This is a genomic window from Lacibacter luteus, assembly GCF_004118265.1.
GTDB classification, from domain to species: Bacteria; Bacteroidota; Bacteroidia; order Chitinophagales; family Chitinophagaceae; genus Lacibacter; species Lacibacter luteus.
On the sequence record NZ_SDHW01000001.1, the window covers coordinates 1,371,247 to 1,386,848 of the forward strand.

17 protein-coding genes and 5 tRNA genes are annotated in these 15,602 nt (G+C 39.7%); 2 read left to right on the forward strand and 20 right to left on the reverse strand.

What is annotated here, in order from left to right; all coding sequences use genetic code 11:
• Positions 1-192 precede the first annotated feature (192 nt).
• The 18 genes from ESA94_RS05350 to rpsU form a co-directional block, all read right to left on the reverse strand.
• Entirely contained in the window at positions 193-1,701 is a 1,509-nt protein-coding gene (locus ESA94_RS05350; RefSeq protein ID WP_129129807.1) for a sulfatase family protein, read from the reverse strand.
• 123 nt (positions 1,702-1,824) lie between these two features.
• Entirely contained in the window at positions 1,825-3,867 is a 2,043-nt protein-coding gene (locus tag ESA94_RS05355; RefSeq protein ID WP_129129808.1) for a T9SS type B sorting domain-containing protein, read from the reverse strand.
• A 119-nt stretch (positions 3,868-3,986) separates the two neighbouring features.
• Positions 3,987-4,361, reverse strand: a complete 375-nt coding sequence (rplL, locus tag ESA94_RS05360; RefSeq protein ID WP_129129809.1) for a 50S ribosomal protein L7/L12 — start codon at positions 4,359-4,361, stop codon at positions 3,987-3,989.
• A gap of 146 nt (positions 4,362-4,507) precedes the next feature.
• Positions 4,508-5,035: a 50S ribosomal protein L10 gene (gene rplJ / locus ESA94_RS05365; protein WP_129129810.1), complete on the reverse strand. Its 528-nt coding sequence runs from the start codon at positions 5,033-5,035 to the stop codon at positions 4,508-4,510.
• A gap of 28 nt (positions 5,036-5,063) precedes the next feature.
• Entirely contained in the window at positions 5,064-5,756 is a 693-nt protein-coding gene (rplA, locus tag ESA94_RS05370) for a 50S ribosomal protein L1 (RefSeq protein ID WP_129129811.1), read from the reverse strand.
• Positions 5,757-5,781: 25 nt separating this feature from the next.
• Positions 5,782-6,225, reverse strand: coding sequence for a 50S ribosomal protein L11 (gene rplK / locus ESA94_RS05375; protein WP_129129812.1), 444 nt, complete (start codon positions 6,223-6,225; stop codon positions 5,782-5,784).
• Positions 6,226-6,466: 241 nt separating this feature from the next.
• Positions 6,467-6,919, reverse strand: coding sequence for a hypothetical protein (locus ESA94_RS21580; protein ID WP_205755909.1), 453 nt, complete (start codon positions 6,917-6,919; stop codon positions 6,467-6,469).
• 165 nt (positions 6,920-7,084) lie between these two features.
• Positions 7,085-7,651, reverse strand: coding sequence for a transcription termination/antitermination protein NusG (nusG, locus tag ESA94_RS05385; protein ID WP_129129813.1), 567 nt, complete (start codon positions 7,649-7,651; stop codon positions 7,085-7,087).
• A 3-nt stretch (positions 7,652-7,654) separates the two neighbouring features.
• The gene (gene secE, locus ESA94_RS05390) at positions 7,655-7,852 is read right to left on the reverse strand and encodes a preprotein translocase subunit SecE (RefSeq protein ID WP_129129814.1); all 198 of its coding nucleotides are present in this window, start codon (positions 7,850-7,852) and stop codon (positions 7,655-7,657) included.
• Between the two features lie 95 nt (positions 7,853-7,947).
• Positions 7,948-8,018 (reverse strand) — tRNA-Trp (locus tag ESA94_RS05395).
• A gap of 92 nt (positions 8,019-8,110) precedes the next feature.
• Positions 8,111-9,298, reverse strand: a complete 1,188-nt coding sequence (tuf, locus tag ESA94_RS05400; RefSeq protein ID WP_129129815.1) for an elongation factor Tu — start codon at positions 9,296-9,298, stop codon at positions 8,111-8,113.
• A 147-nt stretch (positions 9,299-9,445) separates the two neighbouring features.
• A tRNA-Thr gene (locus ESA94_RS05405) sits at positions 9,446-9,517 on the reverse strand.
• A gap of 51 nt (positions 9,518-9,568) precedes the next feature.
• Positions 9,569-9,644: transfer RNA gene (locus ESA94_RS05410), tRNA-Gly, on the reverse strand.
• 125 nt (positions 9,645-9,769) lie between these two features.
• Positions 9,770-9,852 (reverse strand) — tRNA-Tyr (locus tag ESA94_RS05415).
• A 9-nt stretch (positions 9,853-9,861) separates the two neighbouring features.
• Positions 9,862-9,934 (reverse strand) — tRNA-Thr (locus ESA94_RS05420).
• 272 nt (positions 9,935-10,206) lie between these two features.
• Positions 10,207-10,509 carry an HPF/RaiA family ribosome-associated protein gene (locus ESA94_RS05425; RefSeq protein ID WP_129129816.1) on the reverse strand — a complete coding sequence of 101 codons (303 nt, stop codon included), beginning with the start codon at positions 10,507-10,509 and terminating at the stop codon, positions 10,207-10,209.
• Positions 10,510-10,707: 198 nt separating this feature from the next.
• Complete coding sequence (locus tag ESA94_RS05430) at positions 10,708-11,613, reverse strand: tyrosine-type recombinase/integrase (RefSeq protein ID WP_129129817.1); 906 nt, start codon at positions 11,611-11,613, stop codon at positions 10,708-10,710.
• Positions 11,614-11,680: 67 nt separating this feature from the next.
• The gene (gene rpsU, locus ESA94_RS05435; protein WP_129129818.1) at positions 11,681-11,878 is read right to left on the reverse strand and encodes a 30S ribosomal protein S21; all 198 of its coding nucleotides are present in this window, start codon (positions 11,876-11,878) and stop codon (positions 11,681-11,683) included.
• A 145-nt stretch (positions 11,879-12,023) separates the two neighbouring features.
• Between rpsU and ESA94_RS05440 the strand changes: the two genes are divergently transcribed.
• Positions 12,024-12,659, forward strand: coding sequence for a riboflavin synthase (locus tag ESA94_RS05440; RefSeq protein ID WP_240670992.1), 636 nt, complete (start codon positions 12,024-12,026; stop codon positions 12,657-12,659).
• Between the two features lie 89 nt (positions 12,660-12,748).
• Positions 12,749-13,666, forward strand: a complete 918-nt coding sequence (locus ESA94_RS05445; RefSeq protein ID WP_129129819.1) for a glycosyltransferase family 2 protein — start codon at positions 12,749-12,751, stop codon at positions 13,664-13,666.
• On the opposite strand, the gene ESA94_RS05450 is transcribed toward ESA94_RS05445, so the two are convergent.
• Both ESA94_RS05450 and ESA94_RS05455 read right to left on the reverse strand, forming a co-directional pair.
• On the reverse strand, positions 13,663-14,622 hold the full coding sequence (locus ESA94_RS05450) for a GNAT family N-acetyltransferase (RefSeq protein WP_129129820.1): 960 nt from the start codon (positions 14,620-14,622) through the stop codon (positions 13,663-13,665). The genes ESA94_RS05445 and ESA94_RS05450 overlap by 4 nt on opposite strands.
• The gene (locus tag ESA94_RS05455) at positions 14,597-15,481 is read right to left on the reverse strand and encodes a ChbG/HpnK family deacetylase (RefSeq protein WP_129129821.1); all 885 of its coding nucleotides are present in this window, start codon (positions 15,479-15,481) and stop codon (positions 14,597-14,599) included. Before ESA94_RS05455 ends, ESA94_RS05450 begins: the two co-directional genes overlap by 26 nt.
• Positions 15,482-15,602: the final 121 nt, after the last annotated feature.

Genomic DNA, 15,602 nt, shown 5'->3' on the forward strand with positions numbered 1-15,602 from the left:
AGCTCACCGTCTTTTTGCAAAGACAAGTAAATTGATTTTCAGTTATTTATGACTGTAAATGGGCGCCAACTTGCTATTCAGCCTAAATTTAGGGAGGCAAAGTTAAGTATATTGTGCGTTGGAACAAAATTTGATTAGGCCGTTTTGTCCACGTTTTGTCAGGATTGGGAAAAGTTGGCAGAACTGAGCGGATTATTTCCTCTCCCTGATGCTTTGTAACAATGCCTCCATTTCTTTTACCTTTTCCGGATATTGCCGGGCAAGGTTGAGCTTTTCACCTAAATCATTTTTCAGGTTATACAGCTGAGCCGTTTCCAAATTGCCCGATTCTATTTCGGTAAGCTTATAAACAGCCGGTCCTTTTGCCGGGCTAATGTATTTCCAATCGCCAACGATGATTGATAATGCACCACCCTGTTCCACATAAACAGAACGACCATCTTTTGTTTTTCCCAGGAATGCGTTCAGATAGTTTTCGCTGTCAATAGCGTCGCCCACCGGAATTTTCAAGTTAAACATTGAAGCAAATGAAGCTAAGAGATCAATCTGGCTTACTAATGCCGGAGAGACAGCGGATTTAATTTGATTTGGCCAGTTGATAATAAAAGGCACACGAGTGCCACCTTCAAACGCACTATACTTGCCACCACGTAGTAAGCCAAGCGGCGTATGACCATTTAACTCTGTAACTGCTCCATCCAAATAGCCATCATCCAAAACAGGCCCGTTATCGCTGGTAACAATGATGATCGTATTCTTTTCGATACCTGCTGCTTTTACCTGCTGCATGATCTCTCCTACCAGCCAATCAAATTGCAGAATAGCATCGCCTCGGTAACCTAAGCCACTTTTGCCTTTAAACATGGTGGCCGGCATGCGGGGAACATGCGGTTCTGTTGCACCGAAATACAAAAAGAAAGGCTGTTGTTTATTAGCTGTAATGAAATTCTTTGCTTTATCAAGAAAGGTAAACGTAAGCTCTTCATCTGTCCAGCGAGCTTCTTTACCACCAGTCATATAACCAATGCGGCCAATACCGTTTACAATGGTTTGATCGTGCCCATGTCCCGGTGTTGCTTTCATCTTCAACAGTTCAGGATTTTCTTTTCCTGTTGGTTCAGTGCCGACTTTTGTTTTATAGTTTACTTCAATAGGATCGTTTGGATTTAACCCCACCACAAAATGATTTTCTAAAAATACTGTTGGTACACGATCGGCTGTTGCAGGAAATATGAATGAGTAATCAAATCCTACTTCATTAGGGCCGGGCTTTACTTCTCCATTCCAGTTTTTTTCAACAGCAGTACCCAAACCTAAATGCCATTTACCCACAAGTGCAGTTTTATAACCTGCCTGTTGAAATACTTTAGGTAATGTTGTTTTATCGGTTGGTATAATCAATGCTGCATCGCCGGGTAAAACTCCTGTACCCTGTTGCCGCCAGGGATAGCGCCCCGTCATCAATCCATAACGGGAAGGCGTACACGTAGCCGAAGTAGTATGCGCATTGGTGAAACGAATACCTGATGCTGCAAGCTTGTCAATATTTGGTGTATGAATTTTTGTTGCACCATAACAACTCACATCGCCATAACCCAGGTCATCTGCATAGATGTAAATAACGTTGGGCTTTTGTTGCGCATCAGCATTTGAAATGAAGCACAAGAAGAAAAAAAACGGGAATGAAAAAAGATGTTTCATGCAATGTATTTAAGCAATCTGTTTGCATGAGAATATTCTCACGCAACAATGCTTAAAGTTAACCATTACAAATATTGAGGCTTTCTGCAAACGGTTGTGCAGAATTTGTTAGAAGCACGCATGTTAACGGATCAGGATAAAACTTCCTTTCCTGCTTACCTCTCTGCCAGTTACCAAATCACGATAAGTCAAAGTCCAGACATAATTTGCAGCAGGTTGTGGTGCGCCTTTTATTGTTCCATCCCAAGGCTTGGTCCAGTCCTTCGATTCAAAAACAAGTCCACCCCATCTATTATAAATTCTGAACAGAAAATTTTCAGCTACCAATGCATTCAACGGGCCAAAGAAATCATTTAACCCATCACCATTAGGTGTAAATGCTGTGGGAATATCGATGCGGCAGGTGCTGAGTTGTGTAACGATCTTCTCCATGCTGTCGCTGCAACCAAGATCATTGGTGATGGTATACCTCACTGTATATTTCCTTTCCGTTGTTGAAGAAGAATATAAATGAGGGGCTGGTAAAGAATCGGTACTTGTATTACCATCTCCAAATTCCCATAAGAACTGCAACGGTCGCTCAGTAACAGGTACCGGCTGTACAAACAATAAACTATCAGGACACAAAAAAGGATTTACATTAAAATCAGCTTTCAGGAAATTATTAAGATGTACATCCTGCGAACTGGTATCGCTGCAAAAACCATTTGAAACAATCAGTGTAGTTTTCTTTGTTCCAAAACTGTTATAGATCACTTCTTCCTGTTGATTTGTTCCTGTGCCGTTTGTTCCAAAATTCCAAAGCCAGCTGCTTACAGCATTTCCACCTGCATGAACGTAGGTTACTGTATCAGCAGTACAGCCGTAGTTGATATTGAAAATGAAATCTGCATTCACGGTGTCTTTTACAGAAAACGACAACTGTGCAGGTAAAGTCTCGATATTACATTCATCCATCACGGTGTTACCATCGTTTCCTTGTTTTATGCTTACAACAAATGTTCCTGCTTGCTGTAAGGGTTGTGAAAAACTGAGAATGATTTCTGAAGTAAGTCCATCTGCATTACAGTTTCCTTTTGCTCCTGTGATGATAACAGGGTATGTTCCATTAATGCTGAAATCTGAACCTCCTGGTTCAATAGAGTTACAACGAATGAGTTTTTTAAATACAAAGCGAACACTATTCGGTGCACAGGTAACCGGAACAATACTATCGAATGGAGTCGGTTGCAACGCAAGAACAGTAAACGGAACGGCATCTGTTGTAGGTATAGCACGATCGCACAGGTCAAGTATTGTATTTCCGTCAGATCCATTCTTTAATTGCAATGAATAATTTCCGGGGGGTAATGATTGAGATAATGTTATGACAACTGAGTCTGTTTCAAAACTGCTGTTACAACCAATCGGGCGCATATTCGTTGCCGTTATGTTACCGGGAAATGCAACCACATCACTTCCATTTGCAGCAATGGTTGAGCACTTCATTTTTTTATTCAGTTTCAACCTTAATTCATTCGCTGCACAATTGGTACGCACTTCCTGCATCAACGGATTTTTTGGATCTGTAATCACTGCCGTACCACCTCCAAATGAAAGATTATACCCTTTTTGCGAATTAGAAAAATTACTGATCATCAAAAGATACGTTCTTCCTGCAACCAGATTAGGCATTCGACTGTACTTTGGTGGATGTGTATTGTTAAACGAACCACATTGTATAAGCGAACTGGCGGAGCCATTTGTTCCCGTTTGGCCGGTAAGTCCCGACCAGTTAGCAGCTATTACACGGGAAGTGTTATTATAAACGGTATTGGGGTCAATACCTGTTATATCCCACAGCTGCCAGTCGTAATCATCACTTGAGCTGATTGGATCAATAAGGAATCCAAGCGATCCGGAAGTGAAGCAGGTAAACTTATACCAGAAAGGATTTACATCGTAATACCTGTTTTGATTTATATCACAACCCGGAACAATTACCTCCCTGTTCTGGCAACTCGGAACATTGCTTTGCGAAAACACAGCAGTACCGCATACCGGAAATGCAGTTGCCGGTGTTTGCCCAAGCGTTGTGCATTGTGCCTGCAGTTTGCTTTCAAACCCAATACTTGAACAAAACAGGAATAGAAAGATAAATAGAGGTAAGTGTTTAATAAACTTCATGTACTCGCTTGCTGTTGTAAAATTAACAGTGTTTGTTTCTAGACAGCCGCCGCTTATAAAACGTTGCGCATAAAAAAACCCCGACTAAGCGTCGGGGTTAATGTTGTATAAAGAATGCATTAAGCAATCTCAACATCAGCACCTGCTTCTTTCAGTTTGTTAGCGATTTCTTCAGCTTCTGCTTTAGAAACACCTTCTTTAACTGGTTTAGGTGCACCATCAACGAGGTCTTTTGCTTCTTTCAAACCGAGACCAGTTAAGTCTTTAACGATCTTAACTACGTTCAGTTTAGAAGCACCACCGCTTTTCAGAACTACGTTGAATGAAGTTTTTTCTTCAGCAGCAGCAGCGCCACCACCATCACCTGCAGCAACTACTACAGCTGCAGCAGCTGGTTCAATACCGTAATCTGCTTTCAGAACGTCTGCTAATTCTTGAACTTCTTTAACTGTTAAGCCTACTAATGATTCAGCTAATGCTTTAATGTCTGCCATTTTTTTACTTTTTAACCGCCTTCATTCTCTTCAGGAGTCCGGCGGATGGTTATAAATAGTGCCTCATTTGAACCTCAGAGGCATTGGTTATTAGTTTAAGTTGAAGTCAGATGTACAGTGTGTACTCCCAACTTCGTAGATCGTACTTATTCAGCAGGAGCTGCTTCAGCAGTTGCTTCTCCTTTTGTTTCAGCGTTATGCAGCAATGCAGCAATAACACGTTTTGCAGGAGATTGGAGCAAGCCGATAACTTCGCCGATAAGCTCGTTCTTTGTTTTGATTTGCGTAAGCGCTTTCAATTGATTATCGCCGGCGTAAACATCACCATTGATGAAAGCAGCTTTCAAAACTGGTTTCTCACCATTGCTTTCTTTACGGAAAGAGCTGATGATCAAAGCCGGTTCTTTTGGATTTTCTGAGAACAACAGTGCAGTTACATTGTTCAATGCATCAAACACGCCATTGTAACGTTCAGCATCAATTGATTCCAGAGCTTTCTTAATGAGTGTGTTCTTAGCCACTTTCATTTCAACATTTTTGTCGAAACAAGCACGGCGCAGTTTGCTCACTTGTTCTACAGTTAACGATTCAGTATCGGTAATGTAGAAGTTATTGTATTGACTGAACTTGCCTTTCAGCACTTCAATCACTTCATTTTTTTGATCTTTTGTCATGATTTTAGTTTTAATAACCCGGAAAGGATTAGTTCATGAATGATTTTGTGTCAACACTAATGGCAGGGCTCATTGTGCTTGCCATGTAAACGCTTTTCAGGTAAGTACCTTTTGCAGTAGAAGGTTTTGCTTTAACCAACGCATTAAGGAACTCTTGCGTGTTTTCAGCAATTTTTTCAGGAGCAAAACTTACACGACCAATAGAAGCGTGAACGATACCCGCTTTATCAACCTTAAATGCAATTTTACCGCCCTTTACTTCATTAACAGCTGCAGCTACATCGTTTGTAACAGTACCTGTTTTAGGGTTTGGCATCAGGTTACGAGGACCTAATACTTTACCAAGCTTACCAATCTTAGGCATTACAGCAGGAGTAGCGATAATCACATCGATATCCGTCCAGCCACCTTCGATTTTAGTAATGAACTCATCCAAACCTACATGATCAGCACCTGCTGCTTTTGCATCAGCTTCTTTATCAGGAGTACAAAGAACGAGTACACGTTTAGTTTTACCTGTACCGTGTGGAAGAGTTACTGTACCACGGATAGCCTGGTCAGCTTTCTTAGGATCAACACCTAAGCGAACGTGAACGTCAACAGAACTATCGAACTTAGTGCAGTTAATTTCTTTTACGAGAGTTGAAGCATCTTTCAGGGAATAAACTTTATTGTTATCCACCTTTGCTTCTGCTACTTTTCTTTTCTTAGTCAAAGACATGTTTCAAAAATTAGAGGTGAATAAATTAGTTTTCCCAAGGGGCTTTACCGTCAACAGTTAAACCCATGCTGCGTGCAGTACCAGCAACCATGCTCATTGCACTTTCCAGTGTGAAGCAGTTCAGGTCAGGCATTTTATCCTTCGCAATTGCTTCGATCTGAGACCAGGTTACTTTACCCACCTTAGCACGATTTGATTCTTTTGAACCTTTTTGAATTTTCGCCGCTTCCATTAATTGAATTGAAGCAGGAGCAGTTTTGATAACGAAGTCGAAAGACTTGTCGGAGTAAACTGTGATCAAAACAGGAAGTACTTTACCCATTTTGTCTTGAGTTCTTGCATTAAACTGCTTGCAGAACTCCATGATGTTAAGACCCTTCGAACCAAGGGCCGGACCTACAGGAGGTGCAGGGTTTGCCTGACCACCTTTTACCTGCAGCTTCACAAATCCTGTGATTTCTTTTGCCATTGTAAAAGTTTTTTTGGTGATAACGTTCCGAAACCGATCGGAACTCCCAAACAAATAATTCTTCTAAAGAACTTTTTGGGACGGCAAAGGTAAGGCTCATTTCCTTACCAGCAAAGGGTTTGAGAAAGATTTTTACTGCATTTCAACTACAAATTACATTGTGGTCACGTGTTCTTTTGTAGAATTAGTTATAAAAAAAGAAGGTGTTTTTTTTATTGGCTGATTATTTTGCTTTAATTTTTCAATTCAATTCACAATTACTCCCAAAAAACAACTCTAAAAACGTAACACACATGGCAAAAGCAAAGAAAAAAGCTGCAAAAAAAGCCATTAAAAAAGCAGTAAAGAAGGTGGCTAAAAAAGCTGCTCCTAAAAAAGCAGCAAAAAAAGCAGCCCCTAAAAAAGCTGCTAAAAAAGCAAAAAAAGCGGCAGCCCCAAAAAAGAAAGTAGCTAAAAAGGCTGCTCCTAAAAAAGCAATTAAGAAAGTTGTAAAAAAAGCCGCAAAGAAAAAAACGGCTAAAAAAGCTGCTCCTAAAAAGGCAGCAAAAAAAGCAGCCCCTAAAAAGGCTGTAAAAAAAGCAACTCCTAAAAAAGCTGTAGCAAAAAAACCGGCAGCAAAAAAAGTAGCTCCAAAGAAAAAAGCGGCTAAAGCAAAAGTTGCAGCAGCACCAGCTGTTGAAGCTCCTGCTCCCACACCAGCTCCGGAACCTGTACAGGCAGAACTTCCATTAGCTGAAGCACCTGCAACAGAAACATCAAGTTCAGAAGATCAGGCATAGTAATTAATCTATTTGCCGATACATAAAAAAATCCCCACTCAATTGAGTGGGGATTTTTATTTTAAGTAAGTTCTTTTTTCTTACGCTAGTTTCTCAACCTGCATGTAGTTGAGCTCAACCGGTGTAGCACGACCAAATACTTTTACAGCTACTTTCAGTTTTTTCTTTTCATCGTTCACCTCTTCAATTACACCATTAAAGTCGTTGAAAGGTCCATCGATGATTTTGATTGTTTCTCCAACAATGAATGGTTCGCTCATGGTCATGCCTGTAGCATCTGCCATTTCATCTACCTTACCCAGCATTTTATTTACCTCTGCTTTACGTAAAGCAATCGGGTTTTCTTTACCGAGGAAGTGAATAACATTGCTGGTGTTGCTGATGGTTTCACGAATATCATCACCCATTTTACCATTTTCAACCTCAATCATTACATAGCCGGGATAAAAGTTACGTTCACGAACAACTTTTTTACCATTTGCTACTTTGTATACTTTTTCAACGGGAAGAAATACTTGTTTAACGATGTGGCTCCAGCCATTTCGTGAAATTTCTTTATCAAGATATTCTTTCACCTTCTTCTCTTTGCCGCTCACGACACGAAGCACATACCACTTACTGGTTTCCACATTGGCGGTTTCTGACATAGATTAAGATTTGAAGAATGAATAAAAGAATTGAAGCGCACTGGCAATACCCAGATCCATTACCCACACAATAGCAGTAATGATAAGCGTAGCAATAAGCACAATCATTGTTGATTGCTGCAATTGCTGCCAGGTAGGCCAGGTTACTTTTTCGAGCAACTCTCTGTAAGAGTCTCTGAAATAAGCGGATACTTTGTTCATCAGAGTAATTTGAAATTTTTTGAAGTTGAAAACCAAATTCACCAATAAACCGATCATTATAACCGGCTTATTGATGAATTTTCAGATTTACTTCGCACGGGCACTAGGATTCGAACCCAGATCAAAGGTTTTGGAGACCCGTATGCTACCGTTGCACCATGCCCGTAGAAAACTAAAAGCTATTCCTTTACCGGAACAGCTTTTAGTTATATGTTGCAAATGTACACCATTTGCTAAAGCTAAAAGCCTTGCCTTAGCTTATTTTAAGATTTCAGTTACCTGACCTGCACCTACAGTACGGCCACCTTCACGAATCGCAAACTTCAAACCTTTTTCCATCGCAATTGGCTGGATAAGTTTTACAGTGAGGTTTGTGTTATCGCCAGGCATAACCATTTCAGTACCTGCTGGTAATTCTACTTCACCTGTAACGTCTGTAGTACGGAAGTAGAACTGAGGACGGTATTTTTGGAAGAATGGAGTGTGACGACCACCTTCTTCTTTGCTCAATACGTAAACTTCACCTTTGAATTCAGTGTGAGGAGTGATTGATTTAGGAGCACAGATAACCATACCACGACGGATATCTTTCTTCTCAATACCACGGAGGAGTAAACCTGCGTTATCACCAGCCTGACCTTGATCAAGAAGTTTCTTGAACATTTCAACACCAGTTACAGTAGAAGTCATTGGAGCTTCCATCAAACCTACGATCTCAACGGCTTCACCTACTTTAATGATACCACGCTCGATACGACCAGTAGCAACAGTACCACGACCTGTGATTGAGAATACGTCTTCAACACTCATCAGGAATGGCATATCAACCGGACGGGGAGGTAGAGGAATGTAAGTATCTACAGCTTCCATCAGCTCTTCTACTTTAGCAACCCATTTAGCTTCGCCAGCTAAAGCGCCGGTAGCAGAACCTTGGATGATTGGAGTGTTGTCACCATCAAAGCCATAAGAGCTTAACAGGTCACGGATTTCCATTTCAACCAGTTCCAATAACTCAGCATCTTCAACCAAGTCAACTTTATTCATAAACACAACAATCTTAGGTACACCTACCTGGCGAGCCAAAAGGATGTGTTCTTTAGTTTGAGGCATAGGACCATCAGTTGCAGCTACTACGAGGATAGCACCATCCATCTGAGCAGCACCAGTGATCATGTTTTTTACGTAGTCAGCGTGACCAGGACAATCTACGTGTGCGTAGTGACGGTTAGCTGTTTGATATTCTACGTGTGCAGTATTGATAGTGATACCACGCTCTTTTTCTTCAGGCGCACCATCAATTTCATCATATTTTTTTGCCTGAGCCAGACCTTTCTTAGAAAGGATGTCTGTGATAGCTGCAGTCAAAGTGGTTTTACCATGATCTACGTGACCAATGGTACCAACGTTTACGTGGGGTTTTTCCCGCTTAAAGGTCTCTTTAGACATCTTATTTTGTTTTAAAATTTGTGTTTACAAAAACTGTTAAACTCTTTTATGTTATCGGCAACAGTTCTTTGCGGAACATCGTTGCGTCGCACACTTCATCGTTTTTCTATTCACTCAACTGTTTAAGGCCAGGCTTCAAACAAACTGAGCCGTTAGTGAGAATCGAACTCACGACCTCTTCCCTACCAAGGAAGTGCTCTACCACTGAGCTACAACGGCTGGTAGAGTTTAGTGAAATATTCTCACATCTAACTTCTAAAAGAACTTTCCTGGAGCGGGAGACGAGGCTCGAACTCGCCACCTATAGCTTGGAAGGCTATCGCTCTACCAAATGAGCTACTCCCGCAATGCAATTTGAAAATTTGAAAATGAGATAATTTAAAAATTATCGTTTCCAAATTTTCAGCCGCAAAAGAACTTAACCATGACCAATTATCGAACTTTCAAATTGGCACATATTCAAATTGTTTGTGGGCAGGAGAGGATTCGAACCTCTGAAGTCGAAAGACAGCGGATTTACAGTCCGCCCCATTTGGCCGCTCTGGAACCTGCCCTAAACCGAGAGCCACTTGTCGGACTCGAACCAACGACCTGCTGATTACAAATCAGCTGCTCTACCAACTGAGCTAAAGTGGCAATTTTACTTTTACTTTTTCTATAAAACCGGAGTGATTGATATACCGGAAAGGCCGGCAAGATAAGTAATTCAATCAAACCTTATCAATTAAAAGTCAATACTGTAAAGAACTTTTTGCTGCTTTGAAGCATGCACCCCGTTTTTTGGGAAGGCAAAGGTAATGGAAAACAGCAAACCGAAAAATTTTTACAAAAAAAATATCAGGATTTTTATAAGAAAGTTGAAGGCAAAAAAAAGCCCTCCGTTTGCGGAGGGCTTTTGAAATGTTTTTTTAGAGATCGTATTGCTTTTCTTTTCTTCTTTTTAATTGGGTGATGAGCGAATCTAATGCTTCATCAAAAGACTGCTCGAATGATTTGGATGTTTGCTTAACGAATAGATGCTGTTTTGGGACGTGTACTTTAATTTCTGCTACTTTGTCTTTAATGTTGTGAACTACGTTGTCGAGTTTTAAAAACACATCAACTTTCGTGATCCTGTCGTGAAAGTTGTAAAGTTTCTGCACTCTCTGTTTAACATACTCGATCAGTTTTGCGTCTGCGTCAAAACGTACGGTTTGGATCTTAACGGTCATAGCGTTCCAAATTTTAGCTAGTGAATAAATAATGTGAAAGAACTGGTTTTTCTGGTTTTGGGTACAGCATTTTCCAGTGATAACAAGTTACGGCAGCAGGCGCATTTCTCAAAATATTTTTTATTTATTACAGGCATTTTTAACACATGCGTTTACTGTCATTTCATTAACAGAAAACATCGGTGCTACGTGCTTTAATCAGGCTTTTGGATGGGCCTTTTTATGAATATCCTTTAGCTTTTCGATTGTATTGTGCGTATAAATCTGTGTAGCAGCTAAACTACTATGACCAAGCAATTCTTTTACAGCATTCAGCTCTGCCCCATTATTCATTAAATGTGTGGCAAACGTATGCCGCAGCACATGGGGGCTTCGCTTTTCTATTGTGGTTACAAGCGACAAGTATTTTTTTACAACCAACTGCACATACTTAGGATATAGTTTTTTCCCTTTTTCATTAAGCAACAACAATTCCTGTCCATCACGTTCACCAAACCGTTCTTTCCTTTTCAGAAGATAGTTTTTTATCTCCTGTTGCATTTGTTCCGAAAGGGGGATCAATCTTTCTTTATTGCCCTTTCCTAATATCTTAAGCTGCCCCTTAGCCAGATTCACCTGAGTTTGTTTCAATCCAAGCAATTCACTCAAACGCATACCGGATGCATAGAGCAACTGAAGAATCATCCGCTCCAAAACACCTTCCCAATTATCCGGGAACTCTATATGTGTAAAAAGCAGTTCGGTATCTTTTTGTTCAACAAAGGAAGGCAGTCGCTTACTTACTTTAGGAGTTACAATCGTTGTCATTGGAGAAATAGCAATACTCTCCTGCCGTAAATGATATTTAAAATAGGAACGTAACGATGAAATGCGCCGATTGAGCGATTTTGAGGAAAGCCCTTCTTCCTTTTGCTTTGCCAGCCAACTACGGATAAATGTTGGTTTAATTTCAGGTAACGGAAGATTGCCAAAAGTTGCGGCAAGATATTCGTAGAAAAAATGGAGATCGTCCTGGTAAGAACGGATTGTATGTATAGAATACCTTTTTTCAAATTTCAGGTAATCAATAAAAGCCTGGATATGTGGATCAGCATTAAATTCCATAAACACGAATAGCCGTAAAGTTATACAACTCTACGGCTATTTGCTATTATTTGATAAGATGGGAATCTTATAATTCGATCTTACCGCTGGCGATCTGCTGTTTGTAGATTGCCTTTAACACCTGACCTCTGCGTTGAACAGAAGGTTTTGTGTACGATTGACGCTCACGCAACTGAAGCAACACTTTACTTTTTTCAAATTTCTTCTTGTACTTCTTCAGCGCCTTGTCAATGTTTTCGCAATCTTTAGAATCGATAATCAGCATAATTAGATACCTCCTTTAAGGAATTTTGAGGCGCAAAGATAAGGGAATCAGCAAACAAAATCTGTTTAAGGCGAATAATTTTTCAATTTCAGCCTATTTTCTTTGCTGTCAAAATGCGCATAAATACACATTAATTGAAGGCTCCATGAAAATAGCCGTTGATTATCACAGCGAAAAACTGGTATTTTGCACTATGTTCACTGGAATTATTGAAGCTACAGGCACAATAACAGAAGTGCTTGAAACCGGTAGCAACCGGAGTTTTTGGATCAGATCTTCTATTTCGAACGAATTAAAGATCGATCAAAGCCTGGCACACGACGGCGTTTGCCTTACGGTTGATGCGTTAAAAGAAGATGAGCACCGTGTTACGGCTGTAAAAGAAACTTTAAGTAAAACCAATCTTTCAACCTGGGCTCCCTCCCGCTTAATAAATCTTGAAAGGAGTATGTTAATGAACGGCAGACTTGATGGACACCTGGTTCAGGGCCATGTAGATACGACCGGCATTTGCGAAATTGTAAAAGAAGAAGCAGGAAGCTGGCTGTACACATTTTCTTTTCCCCAGGAGTTTGCCAATCTTTTAGTAGAAAAAGGCTCAGCTTCAATCAATGGAACAAGCCTTACTGTTTTTAATGTGCAGCAAAACAGCTTCAGTGTTGCAATCATTCCTTACACCTACCAATACACAAATATTCATCAATTACAACCAGGCTCGCCCGTAAACCTTGAGTTTGATATTATTGGTAAGTACGTTTTACGAAATACACAGTTGCAGTAAGCTCCTCTTCTTAATAAGCTGGTTGAACCTTTTCGTTTGTTTGAAAAAAACTGCTGATATTTATTCTAAATCAAAACCTCTGCCTTAAAATGCCACAAATTTCAATTGTAATACCAGTAATGAATGAAGCGGAAAATATTGTTCCGCTTTATCATGAGCTAAAGAAATTTACGCCGGAGGATTTTGAAATAATATTTATTAACGATGGCAGTACAGATGATACAATTCTGGAAATAAAACAGCTTTCCTACGCAGATAATCGTGTGAAATGTATTTCTTTCTCAAGAAACTTTGGTCATCAAAATGCGTTAATGGCCGGTATTGATTATGCAGATGGTAAATATATAATTACAATGGATGGGGATTTACAACATCCTCCAGCCTTCTTACCTCAAATACTTGAGAAGCTCAATAATGGTTTCGATATTGTATTAACTCGTCGCAGAAAGACAGAGAATCAAGGCTTTTCAAAAAAGATTTTTACTAAGCTTTTTTATAAACTCATCAACTTTCTTTCTGATGTTCCAATTGAAGAGAATGTTTCTGATTTTAGAGGCTTTTCTAGTAAAGTAATGCACACCATCCGGAAATTTGAAGAGCGAGATCTTTTTCTGAGAGGAATTTTCAGTTGGGTTGGTTACAGAAGAACAGTAATTCCTTTCGATGCTCCTTCCAGGTTACATGGAAAAAGTAAGTACAATTTTTCAACAATGGTTCGATTAGGACTTAAAGGAACTACTTCTTTTAGTTTTAAACCTCTTCGTATTTCATTGCTTATAGGTTCAATTGTATCTTTCTTTTCATTTATTCTATTAACAATTACAATCATAAACTATTTCCAAGGGAAAACTGTACCAGGATGGGCGTCGCTTATGACCGTTGTTACATTTATGGGAGGAATACAGCTTCTTGTTGTAGGGTTAATGGGTGAGTATGTTGCCAGCCTGTTTAGAGAAAGCAAAAAACGCCCTTTATATATAATTGATGAAATGATTAATGTTGATTAAAATGCATCCCAATCGCCTGTTTGTATAAGCCACTCTGCATTGCTAACCGATTGTTTTTCATATTGCATTAACACTTGCTTTTTCGGCAACAGAAAAGATGGAACACGAATTAAATTGCCAGTTGCTCCCCCAAACTTCATTGGGTTATTTGAAAACATCCCTATCAATGAACAACGTTCGGTTGCTGCCACTTGCCGAAGGAAAAGATTTATTTTTTTTGCAGACCCATTATCCACTGCATGCGCCTCCATCAGCAACAACATTCTTATACCTTTTACGCAAATCGGCCGTATAACAATATTTCCTCCAACGATTCCTGCATCAACAGCTGAGTAACAATAATACTCTGCATGAGGATGTTGTATATATCGCCAGTTCATATAATCGGCACTACGATAAATACTCAGCCTTTTTTCTGCATTAATTTTTTGTGCATATTCATCTTGTTCACCAAGAAATAATGCCGAAGCTTCAAAATTTAATCCCTTTTCTTTCCTCCGGCAAATACCTGTACGGAAAGGCACCTCTTCTAATTGTCTGAATCCTATTTTTTCAGTAGCTGCAAAACTGTTCCTGTTTGGAAAAACATAAATCAACTCATCATTCATTAAGCTTTCCATTAAAATGCTCATACAAGCAGGAAATAACCTGCGGCCTCTTGCTTCAGGCAGTACAGCTGCCTCAACAAAATGCCACCCTTGTTTAATTTTTTTATTGTGCAACAATTCTACCGGATACATGGCTACAGAGGCAAGTAATTTTCCGTTTTCTTCAGCAACTGCAATGCGGGCAGGCCCCGCAGGGGGATTATACTTCCATGTGAAAAAAGCAGTATCGAGATACGACGTATCAATACCCGACTTTGCAAACACATCAGCAAATGCAGCCCTTTGTAACTGGCAATACTTTTCAATATCCAACTGCTTTGAATCAGTAATGTAAATCTGTAACGCCATTCGCTTCTTTCAATTGTTTTAATGCTTCCCATTCCTTTCTACGCCGAGTATGAGTAAAAAAATCTTTTCCAGACTTAAACGAAGCCCATTGTTGCATTTCATCTTCCTGTGATTGCCCTGGATGAAGAATTACTTCAAGTGAACGAACCCTTCTTTTTTCCGCACTCCTTATTGCATTTTGCAGATGCATCCCTGTAATATGGCCACTATACAAAACACCAAAATTTTCCTGAGTAAAAGGCTGGTATTTCATTTTCCTAATTTGAATAATTACCCTGCAAATACGAAGTGCAATTAATTTGCAGAAATTTTTCCAAAAGAACAATCTGTGTATCTGTAACTTTCCCGGCGTCATTACACGTTCTTGTATTACTCGTACGTACGGAATATTATACTTTTGTGCCAGCTGGTTCGTAATACCAAAGAGTGAAGGAAGCATGTGTATATGATTGTGACCATTAATAACTAACACTTCCCGATTGGCAGTTATCTCCTTAATGTAACTAAGTTGACAGTTCCACTCTTTGTATACATCATTTAGAAACTGCTTCTTTCTTTTGCCGTTTATAAGTAAATAAAAAAAAGCTTTTACAAACCCTGTGTTTAACCGACCTTCGGCTGATGTAATTGTTGTTTTATTACATGTTGATAATGCCGCACCATCGGTTAAATTCAAGTGAGCAGAAATTATACAAACCCGTTCCTTGTTTTTTGTAAGTGTTGCCTTTATAAGCTCCCCGCAATTCTTATTCGATACAATACCAAACCCATTTATCATGTCTTGCTCCCATGCATCGAGTATCATTTCGGTAGCCTGCTTGCCTATTCCGGCATCGTCGGCTTGTAAATGAAGTTTCATGTATTGTTCAAATTTCGATAAATATACCTGTTTCTCTACAACTGCTGCGGCATATAAAGATGCCGAAAAATTAAACGCTGCAATTGTATATTTGAGCAAAACTACCACAACCTGCAAGTGA

What these genes read in the sequence shown, in the direction of transcription:
- ESA94_RS05350 (WP_129129807.1), bottom strand. Translation starts at nt 1,701, where the DNA reads ATGAAACATCTTTTTTCATTCCCGTTTTTTTTCTTCTTGTGCTTCATT.
- ESA94_RS05355 (WP_129129808.1), bottom strand. Translation starts at nt 3,867, where the DNA reads ATGAAGTTTATTAAACACTTACCTCTATTTATCTTTCTATTCCTGTTT.
- rplL (WP_129129809.1), bottom strand. Translation starts at nt 4,361, where the DNA reads ATGGCAGACATTAAAGCATTAGCTGAATCATTAGTAGGCTTAACAGTT.
- rplJ (WP_129129810.1), bottom strand. Translation starts at nt 5,035, where the DNA reads ATGACAAAAGATCAAAAAAATGAAGTGATTGAAGTGCTGAAAGGCAAG.
- rplA (WP_129129811.1), bottom strand. Translation starts at nt 5,756, where the DNA reads ATGTCTTTGACTAAGAAAAGAAAAGTAGCAGAAGCAAAGGTGGATAAC.
- rplK (WP_129129812.1), bottom strand. Translation starts at nt 6,225, where the DNA reads ATGGCAAAAGAAATCACAGGATTTGTGAAGCTGCAGGTAAAAGGTGGT.
- nusG (WP_129129813.1), bottom strand. Translation starts at nt 7,651, where the DNA reads ATGTCAGAAACCGCCAATGTGGAAACCAGTAAGTGGTATGTGCTTCGT.
- secE (WP_129129814.1), bottom strand. Translation starts at nt 7,852, where the DNA reads ATGAACAAAGTATCCGCTTATTTCAGAGACTCTTACAGAGAGTTGCTC.
- tuf (WP_129129815.1), bottom strand. Translation starts at nt 9,298, where the DNA reads ATGTCTAAAGAGACCTTTAAGCGGGAAAAACCCCACGTAAACGTTGGT.
- ESA94_RS05425 (WP_129129816.1), bottom strand. Translation starts at nt 10,509, where the DNA reads ATGACCGTTAAGATCCAAACCGTACGTTTTGACGCAGACGCAAAACTG.
- ESA94_RS05430 (WP_129129817.1), bottom strand. Translation starts at nt 11,613, where the DNA reads ATGGAATTTAATGCTGATCCACATATCCAGGCTTTTATTGATTACCTG.
- rpsU (WP_129129818.1), bottom strand. Translation starts at nt 11,878, where the DNA reads ATGCTGATTATCGATTCTAAAGATTGCGAAAACATTGACAAGGCGCTG.
- ESA94_RS05440 (WP_240670992.1), top strand. Translation starts at nt 12,024, where the DNA reads ATGAAAATAGCCGTTGATTATCACAGCGAAAAACTGGTATTTTGCACT.
- ESA94_RS05445 (WP_129129819.1), top strand. Translation starts at nt 12,749, where the DNA reads ATGCCACAAATTTCAATTGTAATACCAGTAATGAATGAAGCGGAAAAT.
- ESA94_RS05450 (WP_129129820.1), bottom strand. Translation starts at nt 14,622, where the DNA reads ATGGCGTTACAGATTTACATTACTGATTCAAAGCAGTTGGATATTGAA.
- ESA94_RS05455 (WP_129129821.1), bottom strand. Translation starts at nt 15,481, where the DNA reads ATGAAACTTCATTTACAAGCCGACGATGCCGGAATAGGCAAGCAGGCT.